Genomic DNA, 15641 nt, shown 5'->3' with positions numbered 1-15641 from the left:
TCATGCTTCCTTGCTTATCGTTGTACTGTCTCCATAATGAAAGCTTCGATAACGTCGCCTTCTTTGAGATCATTATATTTATCAAGTGTGATACCGCACTCGTAACCTTGTGCTACTTCTTTGGCATCATCTTTATAACGTTTCAGGGAATCCAGCTTACCTTCGTAAAGGACAATGCCATCACGAATCAGGCGTGCTTCCGCAGAACGCGTAATTTTACCCGAGGTAACCATACAACCAGCGATGGTACCCACTTTACTGATGGAGAACGTGCTCCGAACTTCAGCATGACCGATAACTTTTTCTTTGTAGATCGGATCAAGCATACCTTTCATCGCTTGTTCAATTTCTTCGATAACACTGTAGATCACGCGATGCAGACGAATGTCTACTTGCTCTTGATCTGCAGTTGATTTCGCCTGGTTATCAGGACGAACGTTGAAACCGATCACGATAGCATTGGATGCTGCAGCTAAAATGATGTCGGATTCTGTGATTGCACCAGCGCCGCTATGAATAATTTTCACGCGTACACCTTCAACTTCGATCTTCGCAAGGGAACCTTTCAATGCTTCAACCGAACCTTGTACATCACCTTTGATGATTACGTTCAGATCTTTGATCTCGCCATCTTTGATGTGCTGGAACAGATCATCCAACGTCACACGAGTATGCGTACCCAGATCGGATTCACGTTGCGTGATCGAACGTTTGTCAGCGATGGAACGCGCTTTGCGCTCATCTTCAAACACCATGAATGGATCTCCCGCACCTGGAACTTCAGTCAGACCTGTGATTTCTACAGGTGTTGAAGGTCCAGCTTCTTTCAATTTGCGACCTTTGTCATTGACCATCGCACGAACACGACCGAAGCAGTTACCTGCAACGAAAGCATCGCCGACTTTCAATGTACCGTGCTGTACGAGGATACGTGCAACTGGGCCACGTCCTTTATCCAGCTCGGCTTCAATCACTGTACCACGGGCACGTTTGTCCGGGTTCGCTTTGTATTCATTCACTTCTGCAACGAGCAGAATCATTTCAAGCAGACCTTCCAGACCCATTCTTTGTTTCGCTGACACGTTAACAAAGATGGTATCTCCGCCCCACTCTTCCGGAACGAGTTCATAGCTGGTTAATTCTTGTTTCACTTTATCTGGATCAGCGCCCGGCTTGTCAATTTTGTTGACAGCAACGATGATTGGTAGCCCAGCAGCTTTGGCATGGTTAATCGCCTCAATGGTCTGTGGCATAACACCGTCATCCGCAGCTACGACAATAATCGTCATATCCGTAACTTGTGCGCCACGTGCACGCATCGCTGTAAACGCTTCGTGACCCGGAGTATCCAGGAACGTGATTTTTTTGTTGTTAATTTCAACTTGATAAGCACCGATATGTTGCGTGATTCCGCCTGCTTCGCCATCGGATACATTCGTGGAACGAATCGCATCCAGCAAAGTAGTTTTACCATGGTCAACGTGACCCATGATCGTAACTACTGGTGGACGAGCCTGCAAGTCAGCAGCATCATCATTCTCTTCCAGTGTTTCGAAACGGTCATCTTCAAGCACAATCTTCACTTCAACCTCAACACCGAATTCACCTGAAAGCAGAAGGATCGTTTCGATATCAAGCTCTTGGTTGATTGTTGCCATAACACCCATAGCGATGAGCTTTTTGATAACTTCGGAAGCATCCTTATGGAGCAACTTCGCTGTTTCACCAACGGTCATATCACCACGAACGATGATTTTCTTAGGTGTGTTATCAATTTTCTCACGTTGTTGGTACTGTTGTTGATTTCTGTTGCGGTTGTTCTTGCCACCACGGTTACCACGGAAGTTACCGCCACGGTTGTCATCATAACGACGTCCACCGCCACCGCTGTTCGAACGGTTACCACTATTGTTGTTGCTGCCAGTAGTACCACCTGGGCCGCTTCTACGTTGGCCTTGTCCTTGGCTCTGACCTTGGCCACCGCTACGGTTGCCAGCAGTACCTGTATTACCACCGCTGTTAGGGCCTGAAGTTCTTACTTGACCGCCACCGCTGTTATTCGGACGTTGACCACCCGTTCCTTGCGGACGGGATGCAGTACTGCTTTGTCCACCTTGAGCTGGTCTTGGACGGTTAGTTGATTGTCCTCCTTGGCTTGAGCCTTGGGAAGAGTTCGTTCTGTTGCGACTGTCTTGGCCGCTGGGTCTTTGAGTGCCATTGTTATTGTTGGAATTTGGTCTATTGTTCATACCTACCTGCTTTTCCTGTTGTATTTTTGTTTGTACGGGACTACCGGATGGGTTGCTGCTAATCGGCGTGTTCACTCCGCCGGCCGGCTTGTTGCTGTCCACTGGTTTGTCACTACGTACTGCCGAAGTTGCAACTGGTTTTGCATCGTTGCCTTGTTTCGAAGCAGCAGTGGATTTTATATCTTTAAAAAATTGTTCCACCTTACCGACTGAACCATTCTCCATGACACTCATATGATTGTTTACGGGAATTTCCAGCTTTTTAAGAATGGTTATAATTTCTTTACTACTCATATTAAGGGACTTCGCATATTCATAAACCCGCAATTTATCCTTGTTTTCCTGTTTACTCAATATACTCCACCTCCGACATTATACCGACTTGCTTGGAGATCATTTTTGCAAACCCTCGATCCGTTACTGCAAGAACAACACGCGTGTCTTTACCGATACTTGAACCCAGACTATCCCGGTCAAATCCGATCAACAGAGGAACCTTATAAGTTCCGCATTTATCGCGAAATTTCTTTTGTGTATTGGCTGAGGCGTCACCCGCAACAATAACCATTTTAGCTTCGGAAGAACGGATCGCTTTAAGTACAATTTCTTCACCTGTTACAAGTTTACCTGCACGCATAGAGAGTCCCAAATAAGACAGCGTTTTAATATTAGTCATGTTCACGCTCCTGTGCTGCTATGAATTCATCCTCAACCGCGATGAAGTCAGCTGCTAATTGCTCGTAAATTTCAGGTGAGACTTTGCCTTTTAACGCCCGATCCAAAGCCCGGTTTTTGAGTGCGAGCTTAAAACAGGACTCTTTGCCGCATAAATAGGCACCACGTCCGGATTTTTTGCCAGTCAAATCGATCAGCACTTCATCCTCTGGCGTTTTAACAATGCGAATCAGCTGCTTTTTGGGCATCATTTCTTGGCATGCCACACATTTGCGCAGCGGCACTTTTTTTGGTTTCATACGTCAGCGCCCCCCGTACTTTACTTTAGTCGACGGAGACGGAATCCTGATGCATTTCAGAAGAAGAATCTTTTTCTCTGCCGAATTCCTGTTCCGCCTGGCTCTCGCTCTTAATGTCGATTTTCCAGCCGGTTAATTTGGCTGCCAATCTGGCATTTTGGCCTTTGATACCAATTGCGAGGGACAGTTGATAGTCCGGAACGATAACCCGAGCCATCTTTTCTTCCTCAAATACATGAACTTCCAATACTTTGGAAGGACTCAGTGCATTAGCAACATATTCGTCTACCTGATCGGAGAAACGAACGATGTCGATTTTTTCACCGCGCAGCTCACCCACAATGGTCTGCACGCGCATTCCCCTAGGACCTACACAAGATCCAACTGGATCAACTTCCTCGTTGCGGGAATGAACGGCAATCTTGGAGCGGAACCCTGCTTCGCGAGCGACGGAGCGAATTTCAACTACACCGTCAAAGATCTCAGGCACTTCCAGTTCAAAGAGACGTTTCAAGAGGCCCGGATGGGTACGGGACAAAATGATTTGCGGCCCTTTCGTCGTATTCTCGACCTTGGTGATATACGCCTTAATACGGTCACCATGAACAAACTTCTCGTTCGGCATCAATTCGGTCAGCGGTAAAGCCGCTTCGATTTTGCCCAGATCGATGTAGATATTGCGCAAATCCTGACGCTGCACCACTCCCGTAACGATATCTTCTTCCTTATCTACGAAAGCGTTGTAGATCAGGCCGCGTTCGGCTTCACGAATCCGCTGGGTCACTACCTGTTTGGCAGTTTGTGCCGCGATACGTCCGAAATCACGCGGCGTAACTTCAATCTCCGCAATATCTTCCAGCTGGAAGTGTGGGTTGATTTCTCGTGCAGCAGGCAATGAAATTTCGGTACGTGAATCCAGGACTTCTTCCACGATCAATTTACGGGCATACACCCGAATAACTCCCGTATTACGGTTCATGTCAACACGCACATTCTGGGCCGTGTTGAAATTCCGCTTGTAGCTGGAAATTAGTGCAGCCTCGATCGCTTCAAACAGCACATCCTTGCTGATCCCTTTTTCCCGTTCCAATTCATTCATTGCTTCAATAAAATCCGTACTCATGAATGTTGATCCCCCTTTCAAACATGGCATCTCATACGTAAAACGGCGAAAGGCTCTGAACTCATGAGCACCTTGCCGTTATCGTGAGATGTGTCTTTTTCATTAATAAAGTGAACAAGGCACTTAAAACAAAATAGCTAGGCGCGCACTGGCAACCTTATCATAAGAAATGGCATGCTGTTTTTTGCCTGCTTCGATCACGAGTTCATCGTCATCAAAGGAAAGCAGCTTGCCTTCAAATTCCTTCAATCCGTTCACCGGCTCGTAGGTTGTAACAAAAACATTTTTGCCTACAGCTTTGGTAACGTCCTCAGGTTTTTTCAGTGGACGCTCCGCACCGGGAGAAGACACTTCAAGGAAATAGATGGTTGGAATCGGATCGTTCTCATCCAGCTTGGCGCTCAGCTTTTCGCTGATCAAGACACAATCGTCGATGTCGATGCCACCCTCTTTGTCGACATACACCCGTAAAAACCAGTTGCTGCCTTCTTTGACGTATTCGATGTCAACCAGCTCGAAGCCTTGTTCGTTCAAGTAGGGTTGGATCATTTCTTCCACGGTAGATTTAATGTTCGTTGTGCTCAAAACCAATAACCTCCAACTTAGGTTACACCAGCAAAAAAAGCACTGGCAGATTATTCAATACCCAAGATTCTTGTATACCAAAGACTAAAGAGTGGGTTTCCCCACTCTTTAGAAATTCGTACTATCTCGTTCACTTCAAAAATTATAACATAGTCTGGTAATAGTGACAAGTAAGCGATGCTTCAGGCAGTTTACTTACTAATGAAGGAAAAATTACGTTCCCTCAACAATCGCTATGGTTAGATCCAAATTCAATCCTAGAAAAGGGAAAGCTGATTGCTCTCTGGCAAGCCACGGAAACATCCCATATTCGACAGGAGTTCAACAATGGTCTTACTTGCTTTCGACTTCTGCTGGAAGTCTTCCACCGACAGGAATTCACCATGATCTCTTGCCGCAGCAATATTGCGAGCTGCATTATCCCCGATTCCTGCCAAAGCTGAAAATGGAGGGATTAGTGTTTTTCCGTCAACGATGAACTTTGTCGCTTCTGAACGGTATAAGTCAATGGATTTCAGCGAGAATCCGCGTGCTGCCATTTCCAGACCCATTTCCAGGACAGGTAACATGTTTTTCTCTTTTGGAGGTGCCTGGAAACCTAATTGCTCAATTTCCGTAATTTTGCGATAGATCGCGTCATATCCCTGACACATCAGTTCGATATCAATCTCATCCGCACGAACGGTAAAGTAAGTTGCGTAATATTCAATCGGATGATACAGCTTGAAAAACGCCGTACGTACTGCCGAAATAACATAAGCGGCCGCGTGAGCCTTCGGGAACATGTACTGGATTTTGAGGCATGAATCAATGTACCATTGAGGCACTTTACAATTCTTCATCTCGTCAATCCATTCCTGTGGCAGACCCCGTCCTTTACGAACACTCTCGGTAATCTTAAATGCCAGACTTGCGTCCATTCCCGTTTTATAGATCAGAAATAACATGATATCATCCCGACAACCAATTACCGTCTTAATGTTACACGTTCCGTTCTTAATCAGATCCTGAGCGTTTCCAAGCCATACCCCTGTACCATGGGACAATCCGGAAATCTGCAGTAAATCGGCAAAAGACGTCGGCTGGGATTCAACAAGCATCTGACGTACAAACTTCGTTCCCATCTCCGGCACGCCAAACGTCGCGACTGGCGACCTAATCTGTTCCGGTGTAACACCCAAAGCTTCGGTTGAGTTAAACATGCTCATGACTTTCGGATCATTCATCGGAATGGTCGTTGGATCGACCCCTGTCAAATCCTGCAACATCCGCATCATAGTTGGATCATCGTGCCCCAGAATATCAAGTTTCAGCAAGTTTTCTTCAAAAGCATGATAATCAAAGTGTGTCGTTTTCCACTCCGCATTAACGTCGTCAGCCGGAAACTGAACAGGTGTAACGTCTTCGACCTCGATATAATCAGGTACTACGACAATACCACCGGGATGCTGACCAGTACTCCGTTTCACCCCAGTACAGCCAGAGGCCAAACGATTCAATTCAGCTCCACGCCATTTCTTCTGATGATGTTCCTCGTACTTCTTGGCAAAACCAAATGCTGTTTTCTCAGCCACCGTACCGATGGTCCCCGCACGGAAAACACTCTTCTCACTAAATAGTACTTTCGTATAGTTATGAGCATGAGGCTGATAATCACCAGAGAAGTTCAAGTCAATATCGGGAACTTTATCTCCTTTAAATCCAAGGAAGGTCTCAAACGGAATATCCTGGCCTTCTCCTTTAAGTGTGCCACCACAATCCGGACACTCTTTCTCTGGAAGGTCAAATCCACTCCGAACACTGCCGTCCAGGAACCACTCGCTGTGTTTGCATTCTGAATTCACACAAATATAATGAGCAGGTAGTGGATTAACCTCGGATATACCCAGGAATGTAGCAACAACAGAGGAGCCAACCGATCCCCGCGAACCTACGAGGTAACCATCCTGATTCGATTTTTTAACCAAGCGTTCCGAGATCAGATAGTTGGCAGAAAAACCGTATTTAATAATTGGAATGAGCTCTTTCTCTAGTCGTGCAACTATTACTTCTGGTAATTCCTCGCCATAGATAGACTTGGCAGTGTCATAGCAGGTATTACGGATTTCTTCGTCCGCACCTTCCAGAATTGGAGTAAACAATTTGTCCGGGAATAACTTAATTTCCTCAAAGCGGTCAGATAACTCTACCGTATTTGTAACAACGACTTCGTAAGCTTTATCTTGGCCCAGGAACTGGAACTCTTCCAGCATTTCCTCTGTCGTTCTGAAATGTGCATCCGGTTTACGTTGATCTTTGAGTGGACTAAAACCTGTAATTCCGTGAATGGTAATATCCCGATATAACTTGTCACGCGGTTCCAAATAGTGCACGTTACCTGTGGCTATGACTGGTTTATTAAATTTTACACCTATATCGATGACTTTACGGATCGCTGTTTTGATTTCTTCGGGTGTAGCCACCAACCCTTTATCCACCAAATGCATATACATGGTAAGTGGTTGGATCTCCAGTATGTCATAGAACTCAGCGATCTCTTCCGCTTCTTCGAGCGATTTGTTAAGCACCGCTTCGAAAAACTCCCCTTTTTCACAGCCCGATATAATAACAAGCCCTTCACGCAAATTAATCAGTTTTGATTTGGGAATGCACGGTACCCGCTTGAAATGTTCCGTATGAGAGAGAGATACCAGCTTGTATAGATTTTTCTTACCGACATCATTCAATGCATAGATTCCACAATGGAAAGGTCTTGTATTCGACAAGTCGACACCTACATAATCGTTCAAGCGATCAAGCCTCGTTAACCCTTTCATCTGAGCAGCATCATTTAATAATCCGATCAGTATACCCGCGAGTGCAATCGTATCATCAATGGCACGGTGATGACTTTCAAGTCCAACCTTATATTTATCTGCCATCGTATTCAGACGGTGGTTCTTATTTTTTGGAAATAACAATCGCGCCAGTTCCAACGTGTCAAGGACAGGGTTAGGAAGCTCTGGCATTCCAATTTGCTTCAGCGAAGCCTGGATAAAGCCCATATCAAAACGTGCATTATGCGCAACAAGCACACCATCACCAGCAAACTGCACAAACTCACGAATGACAGGCTCCAGCTCAGGTGCGTCTTTTACCATGTCATCATTAATATTGGTCAACTGCTGAATGTTGTAGGGAATGCGTTCATGCGGATTCACAAACGTTGCAAACCGGTCGATTTCTTTACCATCTTGCATCTTCACGGCTGCAATCTCAATGATTTTGTTCTGTGTTACCGACAAACCTGTGGTCTCGATATCAAATACGATGTATGTTGCTGTTTGGAGATCCAATGGCTGAGGAGCCATTACAACGGCAACAGAGTCATTCACGACATTGGCCTCGAGGCCGTAGATCATTTTAATCCCGTTTTTCTTAGCAGCCTTGGAAGCCTCGGGATATACCTGCACCCCACCATGATCAGTGACTGCAATCGCCTTATGTCCCCACTCTGCTGCCATTTTCACGTATTTGTCGATTGAAGTTACAGCATCCATCGTACTCATCGTAGAGTGCAAATGGAACTCCACCCGTTTCTCTGGTGCATTATCTTTGCGAGACGGCGGTGCTTTAACTTCAATCAAATCCGATGGAATCATGGCCAGTTCAGGAATTTGCATAAACCGGTCATATTCTACACGACCACGCACTTTTACCCATTTACCGTTAGCCAACAAACTGAGAATTTTAACATCCTCTTTTGTTTTGGCAAACATCTTCATTTGCATGGAGTCCGTGAAGTCGGTCAGGTAGAAGGTAAACAACGTATTTCCGTTTCGCAGTTCTTTACGATCCAGTCCAAACACCGAACCTTGAAGCGTGACCTTTTTCTCTTCATCCTGGATTTCCTGCATAGGTACTGCAGGTTCCTTGATGTCATAACCCATTTGCAAACGCAGATCACCCTGCTCCTCATCCACCGGGATTTCTGTGTCCACTTCACTCATCATCTTCTCGATGACCTCAAGTTCTTCTACACGTTTTTGGGCTTGGAACTGTTCCATGGCCTCTTTATTGCTTCCCACTTCACCCACTTGCATCTTGATGCGAAGAGGTAGATGAAAGTATTTTTCATAGAATTTCGTAATAGCCTGATCTATCTGTTTCTTACGAGCCAATTCCATCGACGTTGCATCACTCATTGTCAGTTGTAGGAGATCCTCTTCACATTCAAAGGTTGTCCGGTTCATCCAACCATTTACAGATGGAATCTCACGGGTAACCCACTCCAGAAAGAGATTCCAATATTCACTGACGATATCACCATTTTGTACTTGGTCCGTGTATTTGAAGCCAAATGAAATTTTGGCGATATGATTCATTTTCTCTTGGATATGCAGGCAAAATGTGCGATAGATTGGAGCGGGTACCAACGTATCCTTTGCAATCAGAATATTCCAATCCCGATTACTTCGATTGGTCTCTACTTGTTCAATCCATCCATCCAAAAAATAGGGCTCTAACAGACCAGCCGGAAGCTCTGCCTGTTTCATCAACAACTCAAACCGTTTTCTTTTCTCCTCGAATCCGCTCATCGTGTTCCTCCTTGTACCCCCTTAAAGCATGAAAAGCCCCTGCATTCAAAAATGTCACCGATCCGAACTCGCACCGACTCATTTTATCCGACAGAAGCTCTCCATTCATTACTCTTACAGTCCGTACGTGCCATTATATACATTGAACAAAAAGATATTTACACTTACCACTCCGATAACAGAACAACCTTCCGATCGCTGTTACCCCCAGATTTTTTGATTCCCATTTACAAAGGGGAAAATCCGGGGATAAAGGCGCAGTGTATGCTTCCGATGTAGCTTTCTTTCAGAAAGCTTTTAGCTCCGCTTCTTCAGGTTATTTCTGTTCTCTACGTTCTCATGTAAATGTTTAGTTCAATGTATATAGTCATGTGACCCTGACTTAGTATGCTCTTGCAAACACAACCGTGTGTTCTGCCTGTTCACCACAAGCCAGGCACGTATGCTTTTCTTCCGCAGGCTGGAACGGAATGTTCCGGCTTGTTGCACCTGTGACTTCTCTTACTTTATCTTCGCAAGTTTCCGAACCGCACCATCCGGCCAGTGTAAACCCGCGTTTATTTTCCATCAGTTCTTTCATCTCATCGAGTGTATCCACGGAGTAGAAGTTATCCGACATAAATGTGCGAGCACGCTCTAACATATCTACCTGGATCTGTGTCAGCATAGCCTGGATCTCTTCTACCAGGTTTGCTTGTTCTACCACTTTCTTCTCACCTGTGATCCGTGATACGAGTACACAAACGCCATTTTCCATATCACGTGGACCAATCTCTAGACGAATCGGAACACCGCGCATCTCGTATTCATTGAATTTCCAACCTGGGCGAACATCGCTGCGATCATCCATTTTCACACGGACTCCAGCTTTTTTCAACTCAGTGAACAACTCATCTGCACGCCCAACAACAGCATCACGTGTTTTCGGAGGTCCAATTGGAATCATGACCACTTGAGTCGGTGCGACTTTAGGAGGAAGTACGAGACCACGGTCATCTCCATGAACCATAATTAATGCACCGATCAAACGTGTGCTTACTCCCCATGAAGTAGTGTAAGCCAGCTCCAGCACATTATTCCGGCTAAGATACTGGATTTCAAATGCTTTTGCAAAGTTCGTCCCCATGTAGTGAGATGTACCTGCTTGTACTGCACGTCCATCCTTCATCATGGCTTCGATCGAGTAGGTATCCACCGCACCCGCAAACTTCTCGGACTTGGTTTTCTGACCCACAATTACAGGAATAGCCAAGTATTCCTCAACCACTTCACGATAAATCTGAAGCATTTTCATCGTTTCTTCACGTGCTTCTTCTTCCGTCTCATGCGCTGTATGACCTTCCTGCCACAGGAACTCACTTGTGCGAAGGAAAGGCAACGTTCTTTTTTCCCAACGAACTACGTTAGCCCACTGGTTGATCAGTACCGGAAGATCCCGATAAGACTGAATCCACTTGGAATACATGTGACCAATAATCGTTTCGGATGTAGGACGGATTGCCAGACGTTCTTCCAGCTTCTCTCCGCCAGCTTCCGTAACCCATGGTAATTCAGGGTTAAAACCTTCCACGTGCTCTTTTTCCTTTTGAAAGAAGCTCTCAGGAATGAACATCGGGAAGTACGCATTGCGATGACCCGTTTCCCGGAAACGACGATCCAACTCATCCTTAATATGTTCCCAGATTTCAAAGCCGTCTGGTTTGAACACAATACAACCGCGTACGGGTGCATAGTCCATGAGATCAGCTTTTTTGATAACATCAATGTACCAGCGTGAGAAATCCTCACCCTGTGGTGTGATTTCAGTCACGAACTGTTTATCATTTTCCTTTGACATAAGACTCCAGCGTCCTCCCATAACGACTATCTCTGAATGTCCAGAGCGTAGTCCAACCGTAATTATCCGTTAATTAAACGTAATATATCATTGTAAGTTACTGCCAGCATCAACACAAACAACATCGCAAATCCGACGAAATGCACCATGCCTTCGCGATTGGGATCAACAGGTCTGCCGCGCAGCGCTTCAATTCCCAAAAATACCAGACGGCTGCCGTCCAATGCAGGTATTGGTAGCAAGTTGAAAATCCCAAGGTATAGACTCAAAATTGCTGCCCATCTCGTTAACTGCTCAATCCCTTGTTTAGCAATTTGTCCTGTCACTTCAAATGTGCGAACTGGACCACCAATATCATCCATGTTGAACTGATTGATCAGATGTTTAAAACCTTCAAATATTATTTTGGTTGTGTCAACCATGGCCACGCCTGAGACTTTAAATGTCTCTACAAATCCAACAGATCGGGTTGGTAACGTAGGTACAATTCCCACTTTACCGCCCTCTTGTCCTTCTACAGCACGTGGAGTAATCGTTATATTAAACGTATCCGAACCCCGGCGCAGCGTCCATTCCATCGGCTTGTCTTTGGAATCGGCAATCATCGACACCATTTTTTGTGAATCCGTACCAATTGCAGTACCATTGATGGTTTCGATAATATCGCCCTTTTGCAGGTTCGCCTGATCCGCTGCCCCACCTTCAAGCACTTCACCAATTACAAGATTTTTTGGATTTTCCACTGGAACTCCTGCCATCTGCGCATATACAGCAAACAGCACAAAGGCCAAGATAAAGTTCATGAGTGGGCCCGCAAAAATAGCCAATGCACGCTGTCCAACAGTTTTGCTGCCGAATTGACGATCTTTCGGTGCAATCTGCGTTTGTTTACCTCGACTTACCAACATTGCTTGAGGATGAATACGATACTCCTGAATCTCTCCATCTACATCGAGTTGAAGCTTCAGCGCTCTCTCCATATCAATGGAGATGACTTCACCACGTATTACATTTTTACGGTTATCCAGCTGGTCCAGATAGATCATCTTCACCTGGTCATCCGCTGATCTTACCGCAATGGTCTGTCCTTCCTGGATCTCTACCAGTTCCGGATCTTCCCCTGCCATCCGTGCATATCCACCAAAAGGCAACAAACGCAATGTAAACTGGGTCTCGTTTCTTTTATATGAGAACAATTTGGGACCAAAACCGATCGCAAACTCCCGTACAAGAATACCGGCGCGTTTGGCAAAATAATAATGCCCCCATTCATGAACCGTCACGATGACAAAGAACATGAGCACCGTTAGAAATACCACTTGTATGGTTTCCAATCCCTATCCATCCTCCTTCACGGCACATACCGCAGTCTGTCCCTCTAGATTATCATTATTCTCTGATGCCGCACAAGAGAATCACTTCTTCCAATTTGTTATGAAAAAAGAGATTACAGACTGGCCGCAAGCTTACGGCTCTCCTGATCACAACGTGCGATCTCCTGCAGATCAGGCTCGTCCACATTGTGGTGTGCTTCCAGCACAGAAGCAATAATATCTTCTATTTTAAGGAATGAAATCTCTTTACGCAAGAAACGGGCTACAGCAACCTCGTTGGCTGCATTAAACGCCGTTGTTGCGGTTCCTCCCATTTTACCACACTCATACGCCATTCTTAAACACGGGAACCGTTCCATATCCATATCACGGAAATGTAATTTCCCAGCTTGAGCAAGAGACAGACGCTGTGCTGGTGATGGCAAGCGGTCAGGGTAAGTCAGTGCATATTGAATTGGAACTCGCATATCCGGATTCCCCAGTTGTGCGATGATGCTTGTGTCATCAAATTCCACATATGAATGAATAACACTCTCTGGGTGAAGCAATACATTAATCTGATCATATCGAAGACCAAATAACCAATGTGCTTCAATGACCTCAAGACCCTTGTTAACCATCGTTGCCGAGTCTATCGTGATTTTGGAGCCCATTGACCAATTCGGATGTTTAAGTGCATCCTCTATAGTCACGTTCTTCAACTGTTCACGGGTAAGATCACGGAATGATCCACCTGAAGCGGTGAGCGTGATGCCTGTCAGGCGTTCTCTGTTTTCACCATTTAAACATTGGAATATCGCAGAGTGCTCACTATCAACGGGCAGTAAAGAGACTCCTTTGGCAGCCGCTCTTGTCGTAACGATATGCCCCGCTGTAACCAATGTCTCCTTATTGGCCAGTCCGATCTGTTTGCCTGCATCTATGGCAGCAAGCGTTGACTCCAATCCAATACTGCCCACCACCGCTGTAACAACCGTATGCGCATCGGTTCCTGCCGCAACTTCTACGAGTCCTTCGTTGCCATAAAATAGTTGCGTTCCTGCTGGCAAATGTGGAGCTATCTTCTCCGCCAGTTCTTTGGACCCCACTGATACTTTGTTCGGCCGGTAACGTTTGGTTTGTTCGATCAGCAGGTCTGTATTGCCTCCGGCAGCCAGTCCCTCCACTTGAAAGAGTTCTGGATGCATGTCAACTACATCCAGTGTCTGGGTTCCAATGGAACCGGTTGACCCAAGAATCGCAATTTTTTTCATGCTGCACCTCATCTTTAATTATCCAATGCCTACGGCGAACAATGCTGTTATCTCAGACTCATGTTCTTCTTTAGTAGGGCAGTAGCATTAGTATATGTACGAATGGAAAAACAACAATCCAGCTGTCGCACCGATCAAGAATGCCTCCATGCCCTGGGAGAAGACTGCCTGAATCCTTGATATTATATACACGTTTGTATGCAGACTGGATCAAGTCACCCATCTGACCTACAACTGCACAGGCAATTCCGATCACAATCGCTCTCTGCCAGGAAAGCAAACCATCTGATACTAATGCAAAAATAACAGAAGTAACAATTGCAATTACGATGCCACCCAGTGCACCCTCTATAGTTTTGTTTGGACTGATAGAAGGCCACAGTTTGTTTTTACCAATGAGTTTCCCTACAAAATAAGCTCCTGCATCACTGGCCCATATGGAGCCCAGCAACAGGAACGTCCAGAACAACCCATGATGCAGATGTCTGGATTCTGCAATGTAATAGAAACCGATCCCTATATACAACACGCCGAGGAAAAGCATGGCCACTGTATTCACGGGAACCTTATTTTTGGTGACAACCGAAGCTGTCATCAGTACAAGCATTACTATCCAGATGACCTGAAATAAGGATAGCGGTCTTGCCTCCCAAAACATTTCCCAAGGAAACACAATGGCAAACACACCAGCATATCCAATCAGGGCCACACCTGAAAAAGGCATCACCCCGGTCATTTTAACAAATTCATAATAACCGATGAGAGCCATAAGCAATACCAAACCATGGTACCAGGGTCCGCCCAGCATGCAAAAACCTAAAAACAACACACCTGCTATGATTCCTGTCGTTAGTCGCTGTTTCAACGGCTTCATCCTCCATCTATTTCAAACCGCCGTAACGCCTTGTTCTGCGCTGATATTCGGCTACTGCTTCAAGCAAATGCTTTTTGCCAAATTCGGGCCAGTATATATCCGTAAACCATAATTCACTATATGCAAGCTGCCAAAGCATAAAGTTGCTTAATCTCAACTCTCCGCTCGTCCGGATCAGCAGATCCGGATCAGGCATGTCAACCGTCAGCATATGTCTATCAATGAGTTCAGGTGTTATATCCTCTGCCGATAGTTCCCCCGATTTCACCTGCAGAGCGATCTGTTTAACACAGTCCGTCATTTCACGACGACTTCCATAGTTCATTGCAAAATTCAAAACGAGACCTGTATTATGTTCCGTAAGACGAATGGCTTCCCGCAAGGCATTAATGGTATGAGAAGGTAAATGTTCCTCTTGGCCCATCATGCGAATGCGCACATTTTTTTCTATAAGTTCATCCAGCTCTATAGCTAGAAATTCTTGCGGAAGTCGCATCAGAAAATCCACTTCTTCTTTTGGACGCGTCCAGTTTTCTGTCGAAAAAGCGTACATCGTCAGATATTTGATGCCCAGTTCATCCGCCGCGATGGTCGCACGTTTGACCGCCTTCATGCCATTTTGGTGCCCGGCTATACGCGGCAGCCCCAAACGTTTGGCCCATCGTCCATTGCCGTCCATGATGATGGCGACGTGCTGCGGGATATTGTCCTCGGATATAGTCAGCGTTTCCTGCTTGTCAGCCCCATTCCACCACGACCGAACCCGTTTGATCATTCCTGTTCCTCCAAAATCCCTGAAGTTTCTTTATCTGAAGCTTGGAAAAAGAGACAAAAC

The 15641-nt window shown here is 45.6% G+C and carries 11 protein-coding genes; all 11 read right to left on the bottom strand.

Features of this window, described 5'->3' with window-relative positions:
• Positions 1–14: 14 nt before the first annotated feature.
• Positions 15–2603, bottom strand: coding sequence for a translation initiation factor IF-2 (gene infB / locus NST38_RS11675; protein WP_036609305.1), 2589 nt, complete (start codon positions 2601–2603; stop codon positions 15–17).
• Positions 2596–2925, bottom strand: a complete 330-nt coding sequence (locus NST38_RS11670) for a L7Ae/L30e/S12e/Gadd45 family ribosomal protein (protein ID WP_017689142.1) — start codon at positions 2923–2925, stop codon at positions 2596–2598. The genes infB and NST38_RS11670 overlap by 8 nt, the downstream gene beginning before the upstream one ends.
• On the bottom strand, positions 2918–3223 hold the full coding sequence (gene rnpM, locus NST38_RS11665; protein ID WP_036609307.1) for an RNase P modulator RnpM: 306 nt from the start codon (positions 3221–3223) through the stop codon (positions 2918–2920). The genes NST38_RS11670 and rnpM overlap by 8 nt, the downstream gene beginning before the upstream one ends.
• A 25-nt stretch (positions 3224–3248) precedes the next feature.
• A complete protein-coding gene (gene nusA / locus NST38_RS11660; protein ID WP_036609309.1) occupies positions 3249–4346 on the bottom strand; it encodes a transcription termination factor NusA in 1098 nt (365 codons plus the stop codon).
• 123 nt (positions 4347–4469) lie between these two features.
• A complete protein-coding gene (gene rimP, locus NST38_RS11655; RefSeq protein WP_036609311.1) occupies positions 4470–4931 on the bottom strand; it encodes a ribosome maturation factor RimP in 462 nt (153 codons plus the stop codon).
• A 257-nt stretch (positions 4932–5188) separates the two neighbouring features.
• Positions 5189–9508, bottom strand: a complete 4320-nt coding sequence (locus tag NST38_RS11650; RefSeq protein WP_076249805.1) for a PolC-type DNA polymerase III — start codon at positions 9506–9508, stop codon at positions 5189–5191.
• 382 nt (positions 9509–9890) lie between these two features.
• Positions 9891–11345 (bottom strand): proline--tRNA ligase, encoded by a 1455-nt coding sequence (gene proS, locus NST38_RS11645; protein WP_036670387.1) that lies wholly within the window; start codon positions 11343–11345, stop codon positions 9891–9893.
• A 62-nt stretch (positions 11346–11407) separates the two neighbouring features.
• Positions 11408–12679: an RIP metalloprotease RseP gene (gene rseP / locus NST38_RS11640; RefSeq protein ID WP_076249806.1), complete on the bottom strand. Its 1272-nt coding sequence runs from the start codon at positions 12677–12679 to the stop codon at positions 11408–11410.
• Positions 12680–12792: 113 nt separating this feature from the next.
• On the bottom strand, positions 12793–13932 hold the full coding sequence (locus NST38_RS11635) for a 1-deoxy-D-xylulose-5-phosphate reductoisomerase (protein WP_076249807.1): 1140 nt from the start codon (positions 13930–13932) through the stop codon (positions 12793–12795).
• A gap of 70 nt (positions 13933–14002) precedes the next feature.
• Positions 14003–14797, bottom strand: coding sequence for a phosphatidate cytidylyltransferase (locus tag NST38_RS11630; protein WP_036670385.1), 795 nt, complete (start codon positions 14795–14797; stop codon positions 14003–14005).
• A gap of 16 nt (positions 14798–14813) precedes the next feature.
• On the bottom strand, positions 14814–15581 hold the full coding sequence (locus tag NST38_RS11625; RefSeq protein ID WP_017689151.1) for an isoprenyl transferase: 768 nt from the start codon (positions 15579–15581) through the stop codon (positions 14814–14816).
• Between the last annotated feature and the right edge of the window lie 60 nt (positions 15582–15641).

It is taken from the genome of Paenibacillus sp. FSL H8-0104 (assembly GCF_038050215.1).
GTDB classification, from domain to species: Bacteria; Bacillota; Bacilli; order Paenibacillales; family Paenibacillaceae; genus Paenibacillus; species Paenibacillus amylolyticus.
The sequence above is the reverse complement of the archived record's forward strand: the minus strand, read 5'-3'. Positions and strand labels throughout refer to the sequence as shown.